At 63.4% G+C, this 23,780-nt stretch carries 25 protein-coding genes; 17 read left to right on the top strand and 8 right to left on the bottom strand.

The features are described from left to right. Nucleotides 1-131 precede the first annotated feature (131 nt). Complete coding sequence (locus tag NLM33_RS26400) at nucleotides 132-1,928, bottom strand: glucan ABC transporter ATP-binding protein/ permease (protein ID WP_254100235.1); 1,797 nt, start codon at nucleotides 1,926-1,928, stop codon at nucleotides 132-134. A 91-nt stretch (nucleotides 1,929-2,019) separates the two neighbouring features. Continuing rightward, a complete protein-coding gene (locus tag NLM33_RS26395) occupies nucleotides 2,020-3,078 on the bottom strand; it encodes an ABC transporter substrate-binding protein (RefSeq protein WP_254100233.1) in 1,059 nt (352 codons plus the stop codon). A 227-nt stretch (nucleotides 3,079-3,305) separates the two neighbouring features. On the opposite strand from NLM33_RS26395, the gene NLM33_RS26390 reads away from it, so the two are divergent. The 14 genes from NLM33_RS26390 (at nucleotide 3,306) to NLM33_RS26325 (ending at nucleotide 16,360) form a co-directional block, all read left to right on the top strand. Continuing rightward, on the top strand, nucleotides 3,306-3,668 hold the full coding sequence (locus NLM33_RS26390; RefSeq protein WP_254100231.1) for a hypothetical protein: 363 nt from the start codon (nucleotides 3,306-3,308) through the stop codon (nucleotides 3,666-3,668). Between the two features lie 106 nt (nucleotides 3,669-3,774). Then, complete coding sequence (hisE, locus tag NLM33_RS26385; protein ID WP_254100229.1) at nucleotides 3,775-4,179, top strand: phosphoribosyl-ATP diphosphatase; 405 nt, start codon at nucleotides 3,775-3,777, stop codon at nucleotides 4,177-4,179. Nucleotides 4,180-4,224: 45 nt separating this feature from the next. Next, nucleotides 4,225-4,827, top strand: coding sequence for a YqaA family protein (locus NLM33_RS26380; protein WP_254100227.1), 603 nt, complete (start codon nucleotides 4,225-4,227; stop codon nucleotides 4,825-4,827). A 64-nt stretch (nucleotides 4,828-4,891) separates the two neighbouring features. Further along, nucleotides 4,892-5,437, top strand: coding sequence for a hypothetical protein (locus tag NLM33_RS26375; RefSeq protein WP_254100225.1), 546 nt, complete (start codon nucleotides 4,892-4,894; stop codon nucleotides 5,435-5,437). A gap of 39 nt (nucleotides 5,438-5,476) precedes the next feature. Then, entirely contained in the window at nucleotides 5,477-6,877 is a 1,401-nt protein-coding gene (locus tag NLM33_RS26370; RefSeq protein ID WP_254100223.1) for an aspartate ammonia-lyase, read from the top strand. A 156-nt stretch (nucleotides 6,878-7,033) separates the two neighbouring features. Beyond that, nucleotides 7,034-8,002: a nitronate monooxygenase family protein gene (locus tag NLM33_RS26365; protein ID WP_254100221.1), complete on the top strand. Its 969-nt coding sequence runs from the start codon at nucleotides 7,034-7,036 to the stop codon at nucleotides 8,000-8,002. Nucleotides 8,003-8,013: 11 nt separating this feature from the next. Then, on the top strand, nucleotides 8,014-8,787 hold the full coding sequence (locus tag NLM33_RS26360; RefSeq protein ID WP_254100219.1) for a thioesterase family protein: 774 nt from the start codon (nucleotides 8,014-8,016) through the stop codon (nucleotides 8,785-8,787). 133 nt (nucleotides 8,788-8,920) lie between these two features. Next, nucleotides 8,921-9,169: a hypothetical protein gene (locus tag NLM33_RS26355; protein ID WP_254100217.1), complete on the top strand. Its 249-nt coding sequence runs from the start codon at nucleotides 8,921-8,923 to the stop codon at nucleotides 9,167-9,169. 127 nt (nucleotides 9,170-9,296) lie between these two features. Then, nucleotides 9,297-9,968 (top strand): hypothetical protein, encoded by a 672-nt coding sequence (locus NLM33_RS26350; RefSeq protein WP_254100215.1) that lies wholly within the window; start codon nucleotides 9,297-9,299, stop codon nucleotides 9,966-9,968. Between the two features lie 121 nt (nucleotides 9,969-10,089). Then, nucleotides 10,090-10,761 (top strand): hypothetical protein, encoded by a 672-nt coding sequence (locus tag NLM33_RS26345; RefSeq protein ID WP_254100213.1) that lies wholly within the window; start codon nucleotides 10,090-10,092, stop codon nucleotides 10,759-10,761. A 260-nt stretch (nucleotides 10,762-11,021) separates the two neighbouring features. Further along, on the top strand, nucleotides 11,022-11,885 hold the full coding sequence (locus tag NLM33_RS26340; RefSeq protein WP_254100211.1) for a hypothetical protein: 864 nt from the start codon (nucleotides 11,022-11,024) through the stop codon (nucleotides 11,883-11,885). Between the two features lie 51 nt (nucleotides 11,886-11,936). Further along, nucleotides 11,937-12,530: a hypothetical protein gene (locus tag NLM33_RS26335; protein WP_254100209.1), complete on the top strand. Its 594-nt coding sequence runs from the start codon at nucleotides 11,937-11,939 to the stop codon at nucleotides 12,528-12,530. 208 nt (nucleotides 12,531-12,738) lie between these two features. Beyond that, nucleotides 12,739-13,992, top strand: coding sequence for a group II intron reverse transcriptase/maturase (ltrA, locus tag NLM33_RS26330; protein ID WP_254096825.1), 1,254 nt, complete (start codon nucleotides 12,739-12,741; stop codon nucleotides 13,990-13,992). Nucleotides 13,993-14,254: 262 nt separating this feature from the next. Further along, on the top strand, nucleotides 14,255-16,360 hold the full coding sequence (locus NLM33_RS26325; RefSeq protein ID WP_254100207.1) for a hypothetical protein: 2,106 nt from the start codon (nucleotides 14,255-14,257) through the stop codon (nucleotides 16,358-16,360). Nucleotides 16,361-16,386: 26 nt separating this feature from the next. Here the strand turns inward: NLM33_RS26325 and NLM33_RS26320 are convergent, their stop codons facing one another. After that, a complete protein-coding gene (locus tag NLM33_RS26320; protein ID WP_254100205.1) occupies nucleotides 16,387-16,629 on the bottom strand; it encodes a cysteine rich repeat-containing protein in 243 nt (80 codons plus the stop codon). Nucleotides 16,630-16,819: 190 nt separating this feature from the next. Between NLM33_RS26320 and NLM33_RS26315 the strand changes: the two genes are divergently transcribed. Beyond that, nucleotides 16,820-17,110: a hypothetical protein gene (locus NLM33_RS26315; RefSeq protein WP_254100203.1), complete on the top strand. Its 291-nt coding sequence runs from the start codon at nucleotides 16,820-16,822 to the stop codon at nucleotides 17,108-17,110. A 151-nt stretch (nucleotides 17,111-17,261) separates the two neighbouring features. Here NLM33_RS26315 and NLM33_RS26310 read toward each other — a convergent pair whose 3' ends face one another. Together NLM33_RS26310 and NLM33_RS26305 are read right to left on the bottom strand one after the other, a co-directional pair. Continuing rightward, nucleotides 17,262-19,205: an ATP-binding protein gene (locus tag NLM33_RS26310; RefSeq protein WP_254100201.1), complete on the bottom strand. Its 1,944-nt coding sequence runs from the start codon at nucleotides 19,203-19,205 to the stop codon at nucleotides 17,262-17,264. Further along, nucleotides 19,202-19,873, bottom strand: a complete 672-nt coding sequence (locus NLM33_RS26305; RefSeq protein WP_254100199.1) for a response regulator transcription factor — start codon at nucleotides 19,871-19,873, stop codon at nucleotides 19,202-19,204. The genes NLM33_RS26310 and NLM33_RS26305 overlap by 4 nt, the downstream gene beginning before the upstream one ends. A gap of 320 nt (nucleotides 19,874-20,193) precedes the next feature. Here NLM33_RS26305 and NLM33_RS26300 point away from each other — a divergent pair, with 320 nt between their 5' ends. Continuing rightward, on the top strand, nucleotides 20,194-21,159 hold the full coding sequence (locus tag NLM33_RS26300; protein WP_254100197.1) for an alpha/beta hydrolase: 966 nt from the start codon (nucleotides 20,194-20,196) through the stop codon (nucleotides 21,157-21,159). A gap of 65 nt (nucleotides 21,160-21,224) precedes the next feature. Here NLM33_RS26300 and NLM33_RS26295 read toward each other — a convergent pair whose 3' ends face one another. Together NLM33_RS26295 and NLM33_RS26290 are read right to left on the bottom strand one after the other, a co-directional pair. Further along, nucleotides 21,225-21,476, bottom strand: coding sequence for a GCG_CRPN prefix-to-repeats domain-containing protein (locus tag NLM33_RS26295; protein ID WP_371929990.1), 252 nt, complete (start codon nucleotides 21,474-21,476; stop codon nucleotides 21,225-21,227). Between the two features lie 22 nt (nucleotides 21,477-21,498). Further along, nucleotides 21,499-21,741 carry a hypothetical protein gene (locus NLM33_RS26290; protein ID WP_254100195.1) on the bottom strand — a complete coding sequence of 81 codons (243 nt, stop codon included), beginning with the start codon at nucleotides 21,739-21,741 and terminating at the stop codon, nucleotides 21,499-21,501. Nucleotides 21,742-22,074: 333 nt separating this feature from the next. On the opposite strand from NLM33_RS26290, the gene NLM33_RS26285 reads away from it, so the two are divergent. Then, nucleotides 22,075-23,013, top strand: a complete 939-nt coding sequence (locus tag NLM33_RS26285; protein ID WP_254100193.1) for a helix-turn-helix transcriptional regulator — start codon at nucleotides 22,075-22,077, stop codon at nucleotides 23,011-23,013. A gap of 24 nt (nucleotides 23,014-23,037) precedes the next feature. Here NLM33_RS26285 and NLM33_RS26280 read toward each other — a convergent pair whose 3' ends face one another. Further along, on the bottom strand, nucleotides 23,038-23,271 hold the full coding sequence (locus NLM33_RS26280; protein WP_254100191.1) for a hypothetical protein: 234 nt from the start codon (nucleotides 23,269-23,271) through the stop codon (nucleotides 23,038-23,040). Nucleotides 23,272-23,780 lie beyond the last annotated feature (509 nt).

Here is a 23,780-nt window from a genome sequence, read left to right as displayed (position 1 = left end):
CTGAGGTTCGGGTTTGAAGCGTATGTCAGCGCCGCCGCTTGCGGCGGGTGCAAACCTATACCGGCTCGTTCACCGAGAACAGGGGGCCAGACCGGGTATTCAGCGATGAAATAGGCCGAATTTCGACGGTCTTACTGGGACTTCACAGCCGAGGCTGCGGCCTCCGCCGCCGTCATGCTCGCCCGTGCATTTTCCTGCACCATGAACTGGGCCTTGGCGAGCGCGGCGAAATGGCCGCCTTTGGCCACGAGTTCATCGAAAGTTCCGCTTTCGATCACGCGGCCACTTTCGAACACCAGAATCCTCGTGGCGTTGCGGATGGTGGAGAGGCGATGGGCGATCACGAAGGTGGTGCGGCCTCTCATCACTTCATCGAGAGCTGCGTTGACCTTCGCCTCGGTGACGGCATCGAGCGCGCTGGTGGCCTCGTCCAGGATCAGGATCGGCGGATCCTTCAGGAGCGCACGCGCGATCGACAGCCGCTGTCGCTCGCCGCCGGACAGCATGCGCCCGCGCTCGCCGGCATTGGTCTCGAAGCCGCCGCTGCGCTCGATGAATTCGAGCGCCTGCGCGCGCTCAGCCGCAAGCCGCATGTCCTGGTCGGTTGCGTCCGGCTTGCCGACGCGCAGATTCTCCGCGATCGAGCGGTTGAACAGCAGCGCCTCCTGGAACACCACGCCGATGTTCCGCCGCAGCGCCGTGATCTTCAGCCCGCGCACGTCCATGCCGTCGATCTTGATGAAGCCGGACTGCGGATCGAACGCGCGATGCAGAAGCGCGATCGCGGTCGACTTGCCGGCGCCGGTCGAGCCGACCATCGCGATCGTCTGTCCGGGCAGCGCGGTGAAGGAGAGGTCCTCGACCGCCGGCCGTTTGCCGTCATAGGAGAAGGTGACGTCGTGGAACTCGACGAGGCCCGACAGGCGCCCGACGTCGATCGCATCGGGCCGGTCGTGCACGGCGGGTACGGCATCGAGCACGTTGAAGAATTCGCGTAAGCGCGGCGCTTCCATGAAGACGTTATTGACGAAGCTCACGACCTGCTCGAGCTTCTGGATCAAAAGCGTCGCAAAGCTCACGAACATCACGATCTCGCCGACCGTCGTCAGCCCCTGGTCGTGCAGCGCGATGCCGAGCGTGAAGATCGCGAGCACGGTGATGGTGGTGGAGGCACGCGTGATGACGGTGACGAGCGCCCACCAGGACAGCACCGGCATTTGCGCGGCGAGCAACTGGTCGGCAACGAAGCGCAGTCCCTGCACCTCGGCTTCGACGCGGACGAAGCTCTGCACCAGCGCGACATTGCCGAGCGCGTCGGAGGCGCGCGCGGAGAGGTCGCTATAGTGCTCCTCGACCGTCATCTGCATGCCGTAGGTCTTGCGCACGACGAAGGTCGTCAGCGCCGTGAACACGATGCAGAGTGCGAACAGCAGGATCGCGAGTCGCCAGTTCAGATAGAGCGACAGCGGCAGCAGCACGAACACCGACAGGATCGCGGCAAAATGCTCGCGGAAGAAGCCGAGCCACAGCCGCCACAGCGCATCCGTGCCGTTGAGCATCACCTTCATCAGTCGCCCGGAATGGGTGCCGGAGTGGAAGGTCAGCGGCAATTGCAGAATGTGCTCGAAATAGCTCGTCAGCACCGCCTGGCGCTGGCGATGGGCGAGCCGGTCGGCGTGCAGCGCCACCAGCGCGCTACAGCCGATCGTGAACAGCCCGAACGCGACCCAGGCGAACAGGAACGGCCAGGCGGAGTTCGAACCTGCGACGGTCTTGCCGGAAAGCACGTCGACGATCCTGCCGAACAGCACGGGCTCGGCGAACTGCGCCGTCGCCAGCAGCAGATTGGCGACCGCCAGCAGCCAGCCCAGCCGCGCCTCCTTGCCGAGCAGCTCAAGAACGCGGGTGTAGAGACGGAGGATCGACATGAAAGGCACGGCGCTCGCACGGGCGGGATCGAACGAGTGGCATTCTAATCAGGGATGGGCCGCAAGATACAGCCGAAGCTGTCAGTTTTACTCAATTGATCAGCCGGCCAGCGACCGGCGGCAGGAACTGTTCGTCGAAAATATCGCTCGCGACGGGGCGCTTGCGGAACTTGAAATCCTGCGCGATCTGGTCGATCGCCCGATCGAAGCGGGCGGGATCGACGCCGCCGAGGCCGTCGCGCCGGACCTCGTCGGTCAGGATGTTGTCGGTCAGCACGGTGGATAGCCGCGCGAGCTCGAGGTCGCGCACGCCGTCCTCCATCCGGCTGACGACCTCGTCGACCGCGCGCTCCGGCTCCTTGACCGTTGCATTGAGCCCGCCGATCAGCGCGCGCACGAAGCCTTTCACGGCGTCCTGCTTCGACGCGGCAAAGGACGGGTTCACGGCCACGGCAAAGCCGTAGGCCTCGCAGCCATAGTCGGCATAGCGCAGCACCGCGAGATCGTCGGCCGGCACGCCGCGGTCGCGCAGGTTCACGGCCGACAGATAGCTGAAGCCGGCCACCGCATCGACCTGTCCGGCGGACAGGATCGGTTCGCGCACCGCGGCACTCATCTTGTAGAATCTCACATGCGCCGCGTTGACGCCGTTCCGATTCGCGAGCGCCGGCCACAGCCGGATCGACAGATCGCTGTCGGCAACGCCGACCGTCTTGCCCTCGAGATCGGACAGCGTATGGATGCCGCGGCTCCGGCGCGCGACGATCGCGTAGGGCGCGCGGTTGAACAGCACGAACACGGCCTTGATCGGCACGGCATCCGCCCTGTCGCGAAAGCGGATCAATTCGTTGATGTCGACGAGGGCGAGATCGCTGTCACCCTTGGCGATGCGCGCAAGCGCCTCCGGCGAGCCTGCGGCGCTGGTGAACGACACGGTGAGATGCTCGGCGCCGAACAGCCCGTCTTTCGCCGCCATGAAGAACGGCGCCATGCTCGATTCAATCGGGCGGTCGAAAGTAAACCGGATCGCGACATGCCGAGCCGCGTCGTCCGCGGCGCTCGCCGCGCGCGGGGGCGAGCACGTCAGCGCCGCGAGCCCGATCCAGAGAGCCAACAGGCAGCGGGAGAGGAATGTCGGGCATGCGCGCATGTATTCACGCCGGACTAGCGTTGTTTCTTTTTGTGACGCTTGCAAAGCGCCGGCGGTGTCATCCTGGCCGATCAAACCTGAACGGTTGATGAGCGGAATGCGTCACGATTTCGCAATCTCCGTGCGAATTTGTCGCCGTTCAGCTTCTGTTGGGGTTGGGGAACCCAACATGGGATGCGCGGGTTTTAGAAGGATAAGCCCGTTCGCAGGCACCCATGGAGGCCGACATGTTTGACCGAATTTCCACGACCACTGGCCGCAAGGCCGTACTCGCCACTGTCGCTGTACTGGCGCTGACCACCGCCGCGCCCTCGACGTCCTTCGCCGGAGGTCGCCACTGGCATGGTGGCGGCGGAGCCGCCGCTGCCGCGGCCTTTGCCGGCATCGTCGGCACTGGCCTGGCGATCGCCGCCGCCCGCGATGCCTACGCCTATGACTATGGCCCTGCCTACTACGGCGGTCCCGGCTATTACGGCGGCCCGGCCTATTACGGCGACGGCTACTACCACCGAAGCGACTATCCATATCACGGAGTCATCGGACGCGACCCGTTTGCCAATTGCAGCCGAAGCGGCGCCGGCTGTTGGTAAGCCGTTGACCACAAAAAGCCGGCGCGCTTGCCGCGCCGGCTTAAATTTTGCTTTTGTTGTCGGACGTTAACGCGTCTACCATTGGTTTAGAGTAGTTTTGAGTACCATGAGTGATTCGCTTGAGCGGCTATATCTGGCTGTGCTCGCGGCCAGGGATCTTGATCCGGCAACATCGCGGACTGCCCGGCTGTTTCAGCGCGGCCCGGCCAAAATGGCGAAAAAATTGGCTGAGGAAGCCATCGAGGTGGTCATCGACGCCGTTCATGGCGATAGCGAAGCCGTGATCCGGGAAAGTGCCGACCTGCTCTACAATCTCACCGTGCTCTGGGCCGCGGCCGGCGTGCGGCCTGAGGATGTCTGGCGCGAGATGGCGCGGCGGGAAGACATGCTCGGCATCGCCGAGAAGCTGCCGAAATCGCCGATGAAACTTCCCAAGGTCGCGTCGCCCCGCGTTGCCGCCCGGCGGCCAATTGTCGCGCTCGAGGGCCGCGCGACGCGCAAGCGTCACTAGAAGTGGAACAAATCGGCCCCATCTTGCGATGGACAAATCCGTCCCATGGTGCTTCATCGCGGCGCCATGCTGAAACGTATCTACGATTGGTGCATCGACGCCGCCCACAAGCCCTACGCGCTCTGGATCATGGGCGCCGTGGCTTTCGCAGAAAGCTCGTTCTTTCCCATCCCCCCGGACGTGATGCTGATCCCGATGTCGCTGGCGCGCCCGCAGCGCGCCTGGGTCTACGCCGCGGTCTGCACCGCGACCTCGGTGCTGGGCGGCCTCCTGGGCTACGCCATCGGTGCGCTGCTCTATGACTCGGTCGGTCACTGGCTGATTCAGGTCTACGGTCTCGGCGACAAGGTCGACGCGTTCCGTTCCTCCTATGCCGAATGGGGCGCGGTGATCATCCTGCTCAAGGGACTCACGCCGATCCCCTACAAGCTCGTCACCATCACCTCGGGCTTCGCCGGCTACAATATCGGGCTGTTCATCCTGTGCTCGATCGTCGCGCGCGGCGGCCGCTTCTTCGTCGCCGCTGTGCTGCTCAACCGTTACGGCGACTGGATCCGGGTCAGGATCGAGCGGCATCTCGGATTGTGGGTGGCGCTCTTCGCCGCGGTGTTGGTGCTCGGCTTCGTGGTCGCGATCAAGCTGATCTGATCAAGCCTGTCTGACGGCGCCTCAGGCGCTTTGCCGACGCGGCGGCTTCGGCTACGGTTGGGCCATGATGGTTCGACCCGGCAATCCGGTCACGCGACTCTGGATAATTGTGACAGCGGCGCTATTCCTACTGCCTGGCGTCGCCGGGTCCGGATGGGCGCAGTCAACGGCCCCCGCGCCGTCGCTCGGCCTTCAAGAGGCCGGGCCGCAGGCGCCGCCGCCGCAATCAACTCCCGCGGCATCAGCCGCACCGGCGCGCGAGGAGAATCCCGGTCTGATCAACGAAATGGGCAAGCTGTTCGACAAGCTGCCCAGGGTCCTGCCGCCGATCAAAAGTCCAAGCGAGACCATCAACGATCTGTCGCGCATGGCAAAGCCATCGAGCATGGTGTCGGGGCGCGTGGCCTGCCCGGCCTCGCCAAACGGCGCGCCCGATTGCAAGCAGGCTGCCGACAGGCTCTGCCAGGGCAAAGGTTACAAGGAAGGCAAGAGCCTGAACGCGGACTCCGCGCAAAGCTGCTCGGCAAAGGTCCTGATTCCCGGCAGGCCCCGCAAGCCGGATGACTGCCGCACCGATACGTTCGTCACCAGCGCGCTGTGCCAGAACTGAGGCGATGACCTGCGCGCCAGCAAACCATAAGGAGTGCCCATGAGTCGTACGGAGCAGGACTTCCTCGGACAGCGTGAGATCGCCGACGACATCTACTACGGCGTCCAGACCATCCGCGGGAAGGAGAACTTCCACATCACCGGCATTCCGATGAACCAGGAGCCTTACTTCGTGAAGGCGCTTGGCTACGTGAAGAAGGCCGCCGCGATGGCCAATCGCGATCTCGGCGCGATCGACGCCAAGGTTGCGGACGCGATCATCCTCGGCTGCGACCGCGTCATCGCCGGCGACATGATGGATCAGTTCGTCACCGATTTCATCCAGGGCGGCGCCGGCACCTCGACCAACATGAACGCCAACGAGGTGATCGCCAACCTCGCGCTGGAATCGCTCGGCTTCGGCAAGGGCGACTATCAGCACGTCAGCCCGAACGACCACGTCAATTACGGCCAGTCGACCAACGACACCTATCCGACCGCCTTCCGCCTGGCGCTGATCCTGCGGCTCGAAAGCTACATGACGGCGCTGCGCCAGCTTCAGGAGGCGTTCTTCGCCAAGGGGCGCGAGTTCGACCGCGTGCTGAAGATGGGCCGCACGCATCTCCAGGATGCGGTGCCGATGTCGCTCGGCGCTGAATTCCGCGGCTGGGGCACCACGATCGGCGAGGAGGTCGACCGCATCTCGGAAGCCCGCGCGCTGTTGCGCGAGATCAATCTCGGCGCCACCGCGATCGGCACCTCCGTCACCGCGGCCGTCGGCTATCCAAAACTTGCGGTTCGGCACCTGAGCGCGCTGACTGGCGTCGACTTCGTGCTCGCGGGCGATCTCGTCGAGGCGACGTCGGACACCGGCGCCTATGTGCAGCTCTCCGGCGTCTTGAAGCGCACTGCGAGCAAGCTCACCAAGATCTGCAACGACATCCGCCTGCTCGCCTCCGGCCCGCGTGCGGGCTTCAACGAAATCAATCTGCCGCAGCTGCAGCCGGGTTCGTCCATCATGCCCGGCAAGGTCAATCCGGTGATCCCCGAGGTTGTCAACCAGACTAGCTTCCTCGTCATCGGCCTCGACACTACGGTGACGCTCGCGGCCTCCGCCGGCCAGCTCCAGCTCAACGTGATGGAGCCGGTGATCTCGTTCGCGTTGTTCTTCTCGATCCGCACCATGGAGCGCGCGGTCAACAGCCTGCGCGAGAACTGCGTCGTCGGCATCACCGCCAACGAGGAGCACACCCGCAACATGGTGCTCAACTCGCTCGGCATCGTCACCGTTCTGAAGCCGCTGCTCGGCTACAAGCAATGCGCCGAGATCGCGCGCGAGGGCTACAAGAGCGGCAAGTCGCTGCACCAGATCGTGGTGGTCGAGCGCAAGCTGCTGACGCAGGAGAAGTGGGACGAGATGTTCTCCTTCGAGCGGCTGATCAATCCTGATTTGAGCGAGTGAGGCGCTGACGCTCGTGCGGTGAATTCCGCGTCTTGGAATTGCGGTAACGGTGTCCCGCCGGACGGCGTGCAAACGCAATACTTGACAGTGGAAAGATTGCCTTGTTGGTATGCCTCCCAACCTTCAATTCGTCCGCCAACAAAGGATCGTTTCGCAATGTCCATGCCCGCCTTGTTCAAGGGGCGTCTGTCGATCCCCGTGATTGGCTCGCCGCTCTTCATCATCTCGGTGCCCGATCTCGTGATCGCGCAGTGCAAGGCGGGTGTGGTCGGCTCGTTCCCGGCGCTGAACAAGCGGCCGCCGGAGCTGCTCGACGAGTGGCTGGCGCGGATCACCGAAGAGCTCGCGGCCTATGACCGCGCGCATCCCGAGCGTCCTTCCGCGCCGTTCGCGGTGAACCAGATCGTGCACAAGTCGAACAACCGGCTCGATCACGATATGGCGCTTTGCGCCAAGTACAAGGTGCCGATGATCATCTCTTCGCTCGGTGCGCGCGAGGAACTCAATCAGGCCGTGCATGGCTGGGGCGGCATCGTCTTCCATGACGTGATCAACCAGAAGTTCGCGCACAAGGCGATCGAGAAGGGCGCCGACGGCCTGATCCTGGTCGCGGCCGGCGCTGGCGGCCACGCCGGCACGATCTCGCCGCTGGCCTTCGTCACGGAGACGCGCAAATGGTTCGACGGCCCGATCGCGTTGTCGGGCGCGATCGGCAACGGCAAGGCGATCCGCGCCGCGCGCATCCTGGGGGCCGACTTCGCCTATGTCGGCTCGGCCTTCATCGCGACCAAGGAAGCCAACGCGGTCGAGAAGTACAAGGAGATGATCGCCTCGTCCTCGGCCGACGACATCGTCTATTCCAATCTCTTCACCGGCGTGCACGGCAACTATCTGAAGCCCTCGATCCTCGCCGCCGGCATGGATCCGGAGAACCTGCCGACGTCCGATCCCTCCAAGATGAATTTCGGCACCGATGCTTCCGGCGAGCGCGCCAAGCCGAAGGCCTGGAAGGAGATCTGGGGCTCGGGCCAGGGCATCGGCAGCGTCGAGGGAATCTTGCCCGCCGCCGAGCTGATCGCACGCTTCAAGAAGGAATATGACGAAGCGATCGATCCGCCGTTGTGATGGCTCTCGCCATGGACGCCATCTACCGCGTCGACGGCAACAGCGTCGTCACCAGCCCTGATGCTGCGGGTCCATGGGATCCGCGCATGCAGCACGGTTCGGCGCCGGCTTCGCTCGTGGTATGGGCGGCCGAGCGGATGGCGACGTCCGTGCCGATGGACATCGCGCGCGTCACTATTGATTTGATGCGTCCGGTTCCGGTGGCGCCGCTCACCATCGCGACTGAGGTCTTGCGCGAAGGCCGCAAGATCCAGCTCGGCAGCATCAAGCTCCTGGCAGACGGCGTAGTCGTGGTCAGTGCGACCGTGCTGAAGATCAGGCGGCAGTCGCTGACGCTGCCCGATGACGTCAAGGAGCTGCCGGTGACTCTGCCGGCGCCGGAGCAGTCGCTGGTCGAGGACGGACACGCTGCCACCAGCCCGTTCGTGCGCTCGGTCTCGATGCGCGCGGCGCGCGGCCGCTTCGGCCAGGCCGGCGCTGGTGCGATCTGGTTTCGCGTCGACAAGCCGCTGATCGAGGGACAAGCCGTCTCGCAGGCGATGCGCGCGGCCGTCGCCGCCGACTTCTCCAACGGCACCGCCTCGACGCTCGATTTTCGCGCCTGGACCTACATCAACGCCGACCTCACCGTGAGTTTTGCACGGCAGCCGGTCGGCGACTGGATCCTGCTCGACGGTGAATCCTGGATCGGCGCGGATGGTAAGGGCCTTGCGATGTCGCGGCTCGCCGACCGGCAAGGCTATTTCGGCCGCGCGGTGCAAAGCCTGGTGATCGAGAAGCGCTGAAGGTCTCGTCAAATCGGCAGGCGCCATATGCCGCGCGCGCAACCCGGACAACGCGCCATTTAACGCAGCATTAACCATCGCGCTCCCAGAATCCCCCTCGTAGCCGCCAATCGGCACGAAGAGGGGACAGGCGATGGACTACGATTTTCTCAACTCCAAGACGCAGGCTTCGCTGGATGAAATCCGCGTCCGCGTGGCGCATGCGCTCGCCCGTCACCCGCTCTGCCGCAACGTGCGCTTCGACATCCTCAGCGTGCCCCGCACCCGGCGCGGCGGCAACTGGACGGTGACGCTCCAGGCGGTCGAGCCGCGGGCGGTGTGGGAGGCCTCCGAGATCGTCGCCGATATCCAGGACGCCTACGACCTGGCGCTAGCCGCCTGATTTCGTTGAATTTTCCAGACGATGTCGCCGTCGTCCCAGCGTTTTCCGCTGCGGGGGCACGGTTAGGCCTTAATTCCTGCCCAGTTTCCGGGCATTGAGCGATCGCAAGCCGGACGCGGAGAGACGTTTGTCGAAAGCCATCACCATCGTCGCGCTGACGTGCTTCCTGGTTCTTGGCGCCGCCGCCACCGCCATTTTCGGCCGTGATAGCGTGCCGGTCGCGGGCGGCGACATGGTCTCGCAGCTTACTCCCAAGCCGGTCGCCGCCAACCGCGCCAGCAAGGCCGATCGGTTGAACGTCCCGACGCTCGCGCTGGCCTCCGCCGCCGTCGAGCCGGTCGACAGGCCTGTTCTCACCGAGCAGTTGCGCCAGGCCTTTGCTGCCGCCACGCCATCCGATTTCCCCTCGGCGCCCAAGGTGACTGCGTCCGAGGCCCCGGCCAGCGACGCGCCCGCCAAGCCGAAGGTGGTCGCAAAGCCGCAGCCGCAGAAATCCTATTCGCTGCTCTCCGATGTGCAGATCGCGGGCATCAAGGACCGGCTGAAGCTGTCATCGTCGCAGGAATATTACTGGCCCTCGGTCGAGACCGCGCTGCGCAACGTCGCGCGCAAGATCCAGGCGAACAAGCTCTCCAATCCGCAGGTGCAGGGCGTGCCGATCGATCCGAACTGCGATGAGGTCCAGCAGTTGAAGTCGGCTGCGATGCCGCTGCTGTTCCAGCTGCGTGACGACCAGAAAGAGGAAGTGCGCAAGCTCGCCCGCATCATTGGGCTCGAGAAGGTCGCTCAGCAGATTTGAGGCGTAGCTCGCAAGTTCCGCGCGCTTGGCGACGGAACTGCAGCATTTTTCCTAACATCGCTTCGTTTCCGGAACATCAAATTGCGCGATGCGTTGCTCGCTCGAAAGAGGGAGTGGACCGATGCGCGCTTGGACAGCCTATTTCGTCGGCGGGGGTACCATCGTCGCAGCCATCGCCATCGGTCTTGGTGGCGGCATCGTCGCCGGCAACATCATGAATCCCATCGTGCCCAAGCACGGCCCCGACACCAGCAAGCTGGCGCGGCGTGCAGAGTCGACGGCAGTACCCAATGCGCCGTCCGAGCGCGTGCAATATCTCACGGGATCGCAGGTCTTCGGATCGCAGGTCTTCGGTGCCGTGGCCGCGCCGCCCGTCAAGGCCGAGGCGCCGACCGCCACGGCCAATGCCGAGCCGTCTGCGCCGCCGGCTGCAAGCCATGAGTCCCAGCAGGTCACGCAAGCCGCGCAGCCTGCCAAGCCAGCTGAGCAGCAGACCTCGACCGAGCAGGCCCCGTCATCGGACAACGCCTATGCAAAGGCGAAGGATGCCGACGTGAAGCGCGCGGCATCGGAGCGGCATCGCGCCGACCGGCGGCAGCGCTGGGCCGAGCGCCGCCGCTACGACATGCGCGATCCGCGCGAGATGCGTGATCGGACTGACTGGGACGACGTCGCACGCAGCGTTCGCGAAGATGCCGACGCCCGCGAATTCGGCTCGGGTCCGCGCCGTGGCTATCCGCAGAGCCGCGGCTTCCCGCAGATCAGGCTGTTCGGAGCTGACGACGACGATTGAGTTCCGCGTTCGACAAATCACGTCGGCCAGCGACCTGAATCGCGACCAAAATCGAGCAGGCATCGACAATCTGCTGCATCAGCCCACTCGCGCTGAGTCACGGGCTTTCGCGGTGCAATATGCCTCCGCTTGCAACAAGCCTCTTGACTTTAGGGGAACGATTGCGAAGCTGCAATTTTAAGGCGAGCATATTCGAACGTTGACGCGAGTGTTTTCGACGCGTCGACCGCAACGCATTCTTCAAATGGAGATTTGTCGTGATGAGAATTTCCTTACTGGGCGCATGTGTTTCCCTCGCAGGGCTGATGGTGACCGCGCCGCAAACCGCCGATGCAGGATGTGAGATCCTTGCGGGTCAGCCGATCCAGGACCAGCAATTGTGGGTCAAGATCAAGGGGCAGTGGCTCAATTTCGATACCGTCCAGGAGCTTCCCGATGGCGGCCAGTGGAAGATCCCCTTCGTCTACGTCATTGCGCGTCCGCTCGCTGGAGATGGCGCGACCGGGGCCATCGTCGTCAAGTCCGGGCGAAAGAACGTGCCGGGAGGAATCCGCGGCACCGACACGGTCCGTCTCGTCCGCGATCTCGCGTCCTCGACGGCCTATTGCGAAGTCACTGGCAATTCGGAGCTGTTTAATCGCAGCAATGTCCGCAAGAAGGCATACGACGAATATCACGACTACGACTATCGCGCGGATAAGACTTCCGGCGGCGCCGAGTTCGCGGCCACGATCAAGAATTTCCATGTCGGGCTCAAGGGCACGCAGCCGGGACAATGCATGCACACCGATGCTTCCGAGGATTCGAGCGGGCAATGGATCCGCAGGAACATGCGCTCGCAATTCTCCTTCGATCAGGCGATCGTCGATGGCGGTATGAGCGCCCACTATGTGACGGCCACCAAGATTGCAGTCGGCACCATTTTCACGACGGGTCTCGCCGGTGGATCGGACGGCTTCAACAGCCAGCGATCAGAGATCAAATCCTATGAGATCAAGGATGGCGTGGCCTGTGTGAAGTTCTTTGCCTCTGTTGCAAGTCGCGATTTCATCGTCAGGGTCAACGATCTGGGGCCCCGCATGTCAAATCCATGGTCGACGACGGAAAAGCGCTGGGAACGCTAGCGAAGGACGCGATCTGACGAGTAGTGCCTGGGGCGGGGGAGGCAAGATCAATTGACGAGCAAGGACACTGACGCAGCCGGCCCGCTGAGGCCCGGTTACGACGACTCTGCGACGCGCGAACTCATCACGATCGAGCAGACGCTCATCGAAGCGGGCCGGAAGCGGGATGGCTGCACCGAATGGACCGGCATCGGTCTTTCGGGCGGTGGCATTCGCGCGGCAACGTTTTGCCTCGGCGCGCTGCAGGCCTTGGCGTCGCAAGACGTGCTGAAGGCATTCGACTACAGTGCGCCACGAAGGCGAAGGAACGAGGGAGAACATGAAAATGTAACCCAAACTTCGAGTAGCCTTGCTGCGCGAGAGATGGGGGTTGGCCCTCCGGACTCGGATTACAGGATCAGGGTCCAAACCACCACAAGCTGCGTCGGCACAATGGCCGAGGTGGTGAGCGTTGTTGGAAAAAGCGGGCGACATGCCCGTCAGGTAAGCCTCAGGAAGGCGAGTGGAAACGAACCGCCGATGAAGCATCGAAAATTGGATCAGATGTTGTCGAAACCAAGGGCTTGTAGTTCCCTTGGGACCAAATCTGGCAAGGGCCTGTATTTTGGCCAGGTGGCAACCGGTGTAAAGGCGGCGCGATCCTGATGGCAGGCTCTTGCGTGGAACGTGGGAACCTGCGTCGTGATGACAAGGGAGAACCTGAAGGCGGCAGCACCGCTGAGGGGAGAGTACCGATGCACGGCGCAGGGGCGGACGGGTTCGCAGTAGTGATGAAGCCCGGTAATGCGGGTAGAGCGAAGGGACCCGATCATCTGGCCAACGACGACAGCCAACCCGAAAAGGGGAGGAGCTGATGTCCGAGGCAAAGCCGTATGACATTTCCAAACACCTTGTTTGGCAAGCCTGGCAACAGGTCAAAGCAAACCAAGGAGCTGCGGGCGTGGATGGCGTCTCTATCGCGGCGTTCGAAAAGGATCTGAAGAGGAATCTCTACAAGGTCTGGAATCGCATGTCGTCGGGGACGTATTTTCCACCGCCCGTTCGTCTCGTGGAAATCCCCAAATCTGACGGCAAGAGTGTCAGGAAACTCGGCATTCCCGCCGTCGGAGACCGCGTTGCCCAGACGGTCGCAAAGATGGTCATAGAAAAGGAAGTGGAGCCAATCTTCCACCCCGACTCCTACGGCTATCGACCCCGACGGTCTGCGCTCGACGCAGTGGGGAAGGCGCGCGAGCGCTGCTGGAAATTCGATTGGGTCATAGACCTGGACATCAAGTCATTCTTCGATACGATTCCATGGGACCTGATGGAAAAAGCTGTAGCCCACCATGTGGAATTGGGCTGGGCTCGTCTCTACGTCAAGCGGTGGCTGCAAGCTCCCGTGGAACGGAAAGACGGAGCCCGTGACGAGCGAACACGGGGAACCCCTCAGGGCTCCGTTGTCTCGCCCGTGCTCTCCAATCTCTTCATGCATTACTGTTTCGATGCATGGATGCAGCGGACCTTCTCACATCTGTGTTTCGAAAGATTCGCCGATGATGCGATCGTCCATTGCAGGAGTGAGGAGGAGGCCAAAGCCGTATTGGAAGCGATCCGAGAACGTCTTGCCGAATGCGGTCTAGAACTCCACCCGGAGAAAACCCGGATCGTCTACTGCAAGGACAACAATCGGAGCGGAGGATATGAGCAAATCACGTTCGATTTCCTCGGGTATACCTTCCGGCCGCGAAAAGCCCGCAACAGGAGCGGTAAGAAGTTTGTTAGCTTCGTGCCGGCCATCAGCCGCAAGGCAGCCAAGGGAATCCGGCAGACTATCCGCGAATGGCGGATAGCATCGACACGGAATAACCAGGAGCTGAAAGACCTTGCCAAGCTGATCGATCCTGTGGCGAGGGGATGGCTGAACTACTACGGGCGATACTACCGCACGGAGTGCGTCAACGTCCTTCGCCATGTCAACGAGACGCTCACGCGATGGGTGATGCGGAAATATAAGAGGTTCAAACGCCGAAAGACCGCAGCAGTACACTGGCTCGGACGTCTCGCAAAACGAGAGCCGAAGCTGATGTACCTGTGGACGGCCGGCATTCGACCCGCGGCTGGATGATAGAAGCCGGATGAAGCGCGAGTTTCATGTCCGGATTCGTGAGGGCGGAGAGGTGAAATTCTTCTCCGCTACTCGACTATCGAGCGTCTCGGGCGGTGGCTACACCTCCGCAGCATTGCAATGGCATTGGCGAAATGCGGGGCCCGGCGAATCGGGAAGCAAGTTTCCGTACGGGGACAAACTTCACCCTGGCGATCCAACCAAGAGAGATCTGCTTTCCTTTCTGCGCGGACATGCGCGCTACTTGGCACCCGGGAGTGGCTTGACCATCTGGTCGCTGCCGGCGGTGATCTTTCGAACGATCTTCCTCAATCTCTTCGTCTGGATTCCATTGTCGGCCGCGGGGTTCCTTCTGCTGTTTCTTCTTGGCATGGCGGCAGCAGCCTTAGCGCCGTTCCTGTCGCACAATGATCTCCAGAACTGGATTCACTGCTACCTTGCGCCGGGGCATCACGTTGCGTTCGAAATCCTCGCGCAAATCGTGATGGGTCTCGTCGTGCTCTCGGCCTATTTCGCACTACTACTGCTTATTTTCAGTTCGATCATCCCGCCTGAAAGCACCGATACCGGAGGATCGAAAGTCTGGCGGGTGGTGCTGACATCGGCTCTTGTCCCCATGGTTCTCTTCGTGACGTGGATCTCGGTGATCATGATCACTACGCTCAATACGTCGGAGGGAGCCTTGAGCACGTTTATCACGTGGCTTCCGTGGCCGTTGGTCGTCGGCCTCGTCTTCATCGTAGGGTTTCAGATCTTCGGGAACATTGCATTCAATGAACAGTATCGGGCGAGACGCCTTTCGGAGATCTATGGAGGCAAGCTTCTGGTTGCGGTGATCGGACTGTCCCTCCTTGCCGCCATCCCCTATGTCTACCAATTGCTGGTGTGGATCACAGGCGATCAAAACGAACCACGAGCAAAGAGTGCGATCGGCGTTCTTTCGGTCGTTAGCAGTGTTGCAACCGGCATTTATGGGCACCTGACCCGGAATACCGAGAGCTCCTCGCTGACGAAATACGTGGCTTCGCTCGGAGCTGCATTGTTCCTCTATTCGATCGCGATCATTGCCTATCTGCTGGCGATCGCTGTTATGCCCCATGACACTCCGTCAGAGATGCTGGACGCATTCCGGAACGACCAGCCGCAGGCCTTGATCCTCGTGTGGATCGGTCTCGCCGTCGGTTTCGCGTTCACCACGAACATCAACTATCTCGGTCTGTACCGCTTCTACCGCGATCGCCTGATGGAGGCGTTCATGCCGTCGCCGGACAGCATCAAGCTTTGGGAGGCCAGATACTCGGAGGCGGACCGCTATTCGATCGCGGAGTTGTGGCCTCAGAAAGAGGCCGACGCCAGCAAGAGCCGCGAGCATCCCTATCCGATCTTCAACACCAACGCGATCATGGTCAACGATCCCGATCCAAAGCTGTTCGAGCGGGGCGGAGACAACTTCATCTTCAGCCCGTTGTATGTCGGGAGCGCCTCGACTGGCTGGCAGCGCACGCCGGGCTATATCGGCTCGAGGAATCCCGTCACGCTGCCGACCGCCATGGCGGCCTCAGGTGCCGCCATCAACTCCAATGCGGCCTATATAGGAGAGGGCGTAACGCGTGAATCACTCGTCTCCATCGCAATGATGCTCATGAACCTGCGACTTGGCTGGTGGTTCGCGCGGCCGAACACGAAGCCGCGCAGGCCGAACCACGTCAATCCAGGATTCTGGGCTGGAGTGATGGGATTCGGCTATACAAGCAAGAGCAATTTCGTCGAGCTCAGCGACGGCGGAAATTTCGATAATCTTGGTCTTTACGAGCTGGTCCGCCGACGCCTGAAGATCATCTTGATCATAGACGGAGAGGAGGACGAGGCGTCCGCGATGCCGGCGCTGGTATCGGTCTCGCAGCGCGTGCGTGACGATTTTGGTGTGATCCTGCATCTCGACCGGCGCGTCGACGATTTGATGCCGGCGCCGGTGCCCGGCTTCCCGCTGGATGTGCCGTTTGCCAAATCGGCCTATTTTACCGCGAGAATTGAATATCCGGACAAAGAGGATGGCTGCGGGCTTCTCATTTATCTCAAGGCGCGCATGATCGGGGACCTCGATTTCATCGTGCGTGGCTACCGGGCGAAGAACAGCAATTTCCCCAACGAGCCGACGCTCAACCAGTTCTTCGAGCCGGAACAATTCGAGGCCTACCGGACGCTGGGCTTTGTTGCGATGAGTCGCTTGATCGGAGATCTCAAGCTGAACGGCGGCCTGATAGGCTCCGGCTCGCTCCTCGCAGCCTGTGGTCTTCAGCCGCCGCAAATGCCGGTCCAGCCGCCGTCCACAGGCCATCCTCAGGCAGGCCCCGGGGCCGCGCCATAGGCGCGTCCCTGACTATGACAGTCGCATCAACCTCCATGCGACTCCACGACCTTGCGGCAGGCATCCGAGAGCTTCGCCTTGTTGTCGCGCAGGCACGCGTTCATCTGCGGCGGCTTGCCGATATGCTCGGCGCAGAACTTGCTGGCGTCGCCTCGGCAGGCCATCTGCTCCTGCGGGGTCGGGCCGGATTGCGCCGATACGGGCAGGACGGTCGATGCGAGCACGACGGTCGATGCGAGCACGAGCGCGGCAATAACTGAAATCTTCATCATTCACCTCTTCGGGTTTCGTTGTCCGGCTTGAAACCAGGCGGCGCGACCATCTGCGGAGCAGGCCCGCAGGTCCATGCCATCTTCATGGCATGTATCGGCGCACGATCTTTTGCCATTGAGCCCTTACGTCGGCCCGCGAGAAGCGATGGTTGCATCGACAGGCCGGATGGCAAGCAGGAGAGCTGAGATGGCAAGGAAAACAGGAGCGCTGAGCATCGGCTTGGCGATTGCGACGCTGGTGGGTGCAGCGATGGGGTCGCTGGGCACGAGTCCGGCGCAGGCGGTGGTCTATTGCAAGACGGTCGGCGTGCCCCAGGGCTGCGTCGTGCGACCCACCGCGGCGGTGGTGGTTGCCCCGGCCGCGCCGGTTGCTGCTGCTGCGGTAGCGACCCCCGGCGTCGGTGCGCCAGGGGTCGGTGTTCGAGCGGGCACGCCAATGAACCGCGGCGGCCCGGTCAATCGCGTCGGCGTGCGCTGAGCGCGCTCCTTCTTCACCTCGCCCCGCTTGCGGGGAAAGGAAGAAGATTTCGGGCGCAGGGATGCCTGCGAACGCCCCCCGTCCTCCGCAGGATCAATCCCGCCCGACCCTCTCTCCGCGCGTCGCCCACACGTTCGGGGAGGGGGCTTTTTCAGCCCGCGGCCGTGTCGCTGTCGGGAAAGCGCTGCGGCAGTTGCAGCCGCACGGATGTGCCTGACGGGGAGGAGTCGATTTCGAGCGCCGCACCACAACGGCAGGCGCGGCTTTTCATGTTGCGCAGGCCCCGCGCGGTCTGGCTCGCCCCTGTCGCCTCGCCATTGGCGGCACCAGCGTCGGGAAGTGCAAAACCCTGGCCGTCGTCCGCGATGCGGATCACGCCGCGCCGATCTTGCGGCGCTCCGCCGAGCGTCTCGATCGTCACCGTGATCTTCCGCGCCTTCGCGTGCTTGACCGCATTGGTCACGGCTTCATCCAGGATGCGCACGATCTGGATGACGTGCCATGGCCGTAGCTCCGGATGCAACGGCAGGCCCTGCGGCGTCGCGACATGCCAGTCGAGCGCGATGTCGTGCGGGCGCAACTGTGCCGCGGCGCGCTCGCGCCATGAGCCGAGCGCCAGCATCAGATCGCCGCCGATGTCGTCCATGGAATCGATGACGAGCCGCAGATCTTTCAGTGCGGCGCGCGCGGCGTCGGCGATGGGCGCGCCGTCCGTGCCGCGTTCGGAGAGCGCGACGATGCTGACGAGCTGGCCGCCGAGGCCGTCATGCAGATCGCGCATCAGCCGGGTGCGCTCATTGGCGAGGGCTTCGGCCCGCGCGCGCTCCTCCTCGCGGGCAAAGCTTGCCTTCAACCGCTCCTCGGCCTCGCGCACGCGGGCGATCAGCTGGCCAGCGAAGCTGTCGACCTGGTTCAGCGCGCGGGCAAACCGCCATGTCAGGCCTGCGCCGATCGCCACCAGCATCGCCGAATAGGACAGCCGCGTGACGAAGGTGCGGTCGTCAGGCACGATATCGAACACCGAGAGCATGTCGTGAAACCAGCAGGTCAGCACGATGGTGACGGCGCAACCGAAGGTGAAGCTCGCCGCGTCCTGCCGCTTGATCACCGCGTTGGTCACGATGATGGCGAGCAGCATCAGGCACAGCCCGACCGTCGGCACGCCGAGGAACAGGAAGACGATGCGTGGTAGCGGCTGGCTCGCGATCAATCCGACGAGCAGGATCGAGAGGCCGGGTACGAACAGCAGCATGCCGTAACGCGGCCAGCGCCAGCCGAAAAACAGCGTGGCGAACACGACCACCAGCGCGCTCTCGATCGGCGCGGACGCGAGCAGGATGGCGGCAAGCTGCGGATAGGGTGCCGGTGGCACCGGCGGCGGTACAAAGGCCTGCAGTGCGCCGATCAGCATTCCCAGCGCGAGCACGCCATAGACCGGCTCGCGCCGACGCATCAGCCACATGATGGCGAGGATCACGGCGAGCAAGGATTGCCAGGCGGAAAACACCACGGGCAACGTGACAAACAGGAGAGTGCGGGTCTCGTAGGTGGGTCGCAAGGCGTCGTCGGGGCCGACATAGACGGTGTCGAGAAAGCCCTTCAGCGGGCCCCACACGAACAGCCGTACGGTGAGCTGGTTCGAGCCGTCATGCAGCAGCGACGACGTGATCACCGCGATCTGCGGCGTGTTGCGGTCGGGCCGGTTGGCGGTGTCGTCGCGCCGGGAATCCAGGATCACGACGCCGTTGACCGCGACCTCCACCGCGTTGCTGAAGCGCGGCAGGAACACCGACCACGCCGTCTGCGCGCCGTTCGCCCGGAAGGTGAAGGGGCCGCTATAGAGCGGCGGGTCCTGCAGCGAGTAGCGCGACGATGTATAATGCGGCAGGGTCACCGCCTGCGTCGCACCATTCTCCCGCAGCGAGAATTCGGAGACAGCATAGTCGTCGGGATCGTCGGGCGGCATCAGTCGCAGCATCAGGATGCAGGCGATCACGATCAGGACCTGCAGCAGCACGTAAGGCACGAGGCGTGTCAGCCGCAGCCGCCGGCGCGCTTTTGCCGTCACGAGCGGCTCTACGACGACCTCGCTCACAGCTTGATCAGGCCCTGCTGCACCGCCTCGAACACCGCTTCGCTGCGGGTATGCACCTCGAGCTTGCGATAGATGTTCTTGATGTGGCCGGGCACGGTCTGGCGCGACAGGCCGAGATGGCTCGCGATCTCGGCGTAGCTGAACCCCTTGGCGATGCCCCAGAGGATGTCGATCTCGCGCGGGGTGAGCCTTGCGGTGTTGAGCAGCGGCCCCGGCGGCGGCGCTGCGGTGGTTTGCGTTCGCCGCACGATGAAGCGCGCGATCGAGGCCGAGATCGGCGAATGCCCGGCGACCAGCTCGCGCACGGTGGTCGCGATGTCGGTCGGGAAGGCGTCCTTCAGGAGATAGCCGGTGGCGCCAACCGTGATCGCGGAGATCACGCTCTCCTCGTCGCCGAGCGCGGAGATCACCATGATCTCGGTATCGGGAAAGCGCTGCCGCGTCTCGCGGATCAGCTCGATGCCATGGCCGTCGGGCAGGCGGAGGTCGGTCAGGAGCACCGCCGGGGCGCGCGCGGCCATCGCCTGGCGCGCCTGGCCGAGTGTGCCGGCCGTGCGCACCTCGTACCCCGCCTTGACCAGCGCATCCTGCAAGCGCCAACAGGTCGGCGCATCATCCTCGACGAGGAGGATGGTGATCGCAGCAGGAGCCCCGTCCTGTTCCGTCATGGCAAAAACCTTGGGCCGCGTGTCCCCCGCGGCGCGAAACCGAGCTTAGCTGCGCCGCGTCGCCTGCGACACCCATAATCATGGGGCGGAGGCAAACCGGTGCAGGCCGTGCAGGGCGTGCGGAACGAAAGATACACGTTTTAATTGACGGCGCCGATCGGCGCGCGATAAGTTTCTGCGGCCAAGGCAGTCAGCTTTGATCGAGACCGACCGCGGGCCCGTGTCGGGCGTTTGGGCATTTTGCTCCGACTGCGTCGTGATCGATGATCGTCGCAATGATTTTGCTCGCTCGGGGAGCGTCAATCGTTCGAGATGATTCAATGAAGTACTGGATCAGCCTGCGAAAAGTGTCCGGCGGCGATTTCACGGATGAAATCGAGCTCGGCCCGGCCCGCTACCTCGAAGTCCCGGACAACGAACGACCCGCGCCCCGGCATCAGATCACGCAGGCGCAATGGATCCGCCGGATCATGACGCTCTTTCCGCCCGATCCGAACTATCCCGACGATGGGCCGAGCGGCGACGTTCTCTTCTTTGTTCACGGCTACAACAACACCGTTGCGACCGTCGACGATCGCCATAAGCAGATTCAGGCCGGGCTGACGGCGAACCAGTTCGCTTGCCAGGTGATCAGCTTCGACTGGCCTTCAGGTGATCTGGCGCTCGCTTATCTCAGGGACCGCGACCATGCACGCATCACCGCCGTCCGGCTGGTCGGCGCCGGCATCAAACTGTTCGTGCGGACCCAGCAGCAGAAGTGCGACATCAATGTCCACGTCCTCGGTCATTCAACCGGGGCCTATCTCATTCGCGAGGCGTTTGATCATGCTGACGATGGACAGGCCACCGCGACGGCGTGGACGGCCGGCCAGCTCGTGCTGATCGCCGGCGACGTGTCGGCTTCGTCGTTCTCCGCGGGCAATCCGGAGACCGAGAGCACCTACAGGCACTGCTACCGCCTGACCAACTTCTTCAATGGCTATGATCAGGTCCTGCAAATATCCAACGTGAAGCGCATCGGACTTTCGCCGCGCGTCGGTCGCGTCGGATTGCCGGCTGATGCACCGACGAAAGCCGTCAACGTCAACTGCTCCGACCACTTTCACGCGACTTACGCTGGAACCGGTGATGTCACTCTCGACGCGGTGACGTCGCATTCGTGGTACTTCTCCGACACGACGTTTCTGCGTGATCTCTCGACCACGCTGAAGGGTGCGATCGATCGGACGTTGATCCCAACCCGCAACACGGCGCCGCTGACCGGCGCGCAGGCACTGACATCGTAGGCGACGTCTTTCGAAGCAGGCCGGTAGACGCCCGGGCGAGATGCTCCGGGCGTCCGGGAGACAGCTTACCTCCCGTTCCCGCGGCAACCGCCATTCGGACCGATGTGATAGCCGCGCGGGCAGGCGTGGGCGGCCGGGTTGGCGTAGTTCTTCAGGCACCCGCCATAGGGGCCGCGATGCCAGCCGGCGCCGCAGCCGCCGGCGACCGCGACGATGTCGCTCGTCTCCGGAGCGCCGACCGGCGCAAGGGGCGCGGCCTGGGCGGAGCCGATGATCGTGGCGAGCACGAACGCGGCGCCAAGGATGTGTCGCATCATGTATTGTCCTCCGTCCGGCGGCTCAATGCGTAGCGGCAAAGGCGATGCCGGCGCGCACTTCGGCGATCGCCTGGTCGATCAGGCCGAGCGCCTTCTCGCGGTGGCCGCCCTTGTTCGGTTCGGCCTTGGCGAGCTCGACGCGGGCCTGTTGCAGGATCGTGATGCTCTCGTCCATGTGTGGCTGGGCGCCGATTGCGTAGCCGATGCCGAGGCTTGCAGCGATCGCCGCGCCGAGCGCGAGGCTGCGGGGTAGAGAAGTTCGCATGTCGTTGTCTCCTCCAGCGGGCGTCAGGCTGCGGCCGCCCGAATGCCGGGAGGCGCCGGCGTGAAGACGAGCCCGGCGCATCCGCGGCCTGAATAGGGCGCGAGCCTGTGCGCCGTCTTGGACTGTCCGGCGTCGAACGATTTCGGGTTTGGACTGACCGGCGCTGTTTAAATCACGTCATCGTGCTGATAGCCTGACGAGGTGCGTTCACCGGGCGTTCAGTCCGCGCCCGGCAAATTCGCTCCGTTGCCTGCCAAATGTCTGTTCAAAAACCTGTCTGTTCAAAAGTCCTTTCCCCAAAATCCTTCCCCGATGCCCGTCGTCCGGAAAGCGTTGTCGACCGATATGCTGCCGCAGGGCCTGTCCGAGCGGCAGCGCTTCATCCGCTTTGCGGAATTGTTCGAGCATTTTTCCAACACCGGTGAACTCGACCCAGCGTCCGACGTGCCGTTTCGCGCTGCAATGAACTCGATCCACATCGGCACTACGATGCTCGGTCGCTGCGACGGCAGCTTCGTCACCGTGCGGCGCGAGAAGCGGCAGGTGATCGAGACCGGCGACGACCGCTTCTGTCTCGTGCGCAACACCGGTGATCGCGCCTCCCATGTGCGTCACCGCGGTCGCGAGATCACCTTGCGGGCGGGATCGATGGTGCTGCTCAAGCTCGACGAGCCGTTCTTCGCCGCTGACGGCGCGAACCACAAGCGCTTCACCAACGTGCATCTGCCGGTCGCGACGCTGCGCGCGATGGTCACCGACGTCGATGAATTGGTTGGACAGGAGCTCGCGCCAGGCGGCGCGCTGTCGCTCGCGATGGACTACAGCGATCTTCTCCTGCGCCATCACGCCGCCGTCGACGAGGCCGGCATGGCGATTGCGGCGCATCTGCTCGATCTTGCAGCGCTCGGGCTCGGCGCACGCGCCGACGTCGCGTCCGCGGCCACGCGGCGGGGCCTGCGTGCCGTGCGGCTCCAGGCCGCGCTGGCAATCCTGCAAGCGCGTTTCGAGGAGCCGGATTTTTCTGCGCAAAAGCTCGCTCTCGCGGCCGGTCTCTCCGAGCGCTACGTCAACGAGCTGCTCTTTGAGGCCGGCGCCAGCTTCACCACGCGCTTGAACGAGCTGCGCCTGCGAAAGGCTGCCGATCTGCTGGCCCGCAGCGAGGGGCGCATCAGCGACATCGCGTTTGCCTGCGGCTTCAACGATCTGTCCTATTTCAACCGCTGCTTCCGCCGCAGGTTCGGGCTAACGCCGACGGCGGCCAGGGGGAGGTGAAGGGTTCTGCTCTGGTCGGGCCTGTTACGACGCCTCCACCCGCGGCGGCGGATAGCGTCTTGCCAGCATCGACAGCGACAGATGCCGCTCCTCCTCCGGCAGCTCGAGATAGGCCAGCACCTGCGCCCGCTTCCAGCCGTCGACGCCGAAATCCATCGCCATCCATTTCTGCGGCTCGGGCCCTTCGAGCCCGCGCACCCAGACGAAATAGCGGGGGAGGTCGCCTGGCTTTGCTTCGGTCGCGCGTCGTCTGGCCATCAAGCTGCTCGCTGCGTGGAGACCCACGCAGGAGAATATAGGCGGGCACGATGATTGCGAGGGAGGGGCCTGCGACCCAGTCCGCCTTCGCCAAGCCGTAGCTGCGAAGCAGCGAAGGCTGGTGCCCCTGGCCGATAACAGCTTAGTGCCGCAACTAGTTGAAATTAAATGGCATTTTATCTTCGATTGCTGTTGATGCCAACAGGAATACCAACAAACTGACGCGCCGTATTAGCTAGCAAAAAAATAGTTTGCGGGCTCCTTGGCAGCAGGCATGCCCATGCTGTCTCCCTCTGCCTAATCGCCTCAACTGGAATCGAACCCAGGTTGGAAGCACGGCGGGATCGCTCTCGGTTCGTCCGATTTGTACGCGATAGCGCGCGGCAGTTCGCGGAGGCGGCAGAAAGCCTTTTGTTTGGCAGCAGGCGATTTAGACCAACGCATCCTGCGCTATTGGGCTAAGCGCAGATGGCGTCGAACAAGTCAGCAGGAACCTCGAGCAGTGCCTT

This window comes from Bradyrhizobium sp. CCGUVB1N3, assembly GCF_024199925.1.
Classification (GTDB): domain Bacteria; phylum Pseudomonadota; class Alphaproteobacteria; order Rhizobiales; family Xanthobacteraceae; genus Bradyrhizobium.
The sequence above is the reverse complement of the archived record's forward strand: the minus strand, read 5'-3'. Positions and strand labels throughout refer to the sequence as shown.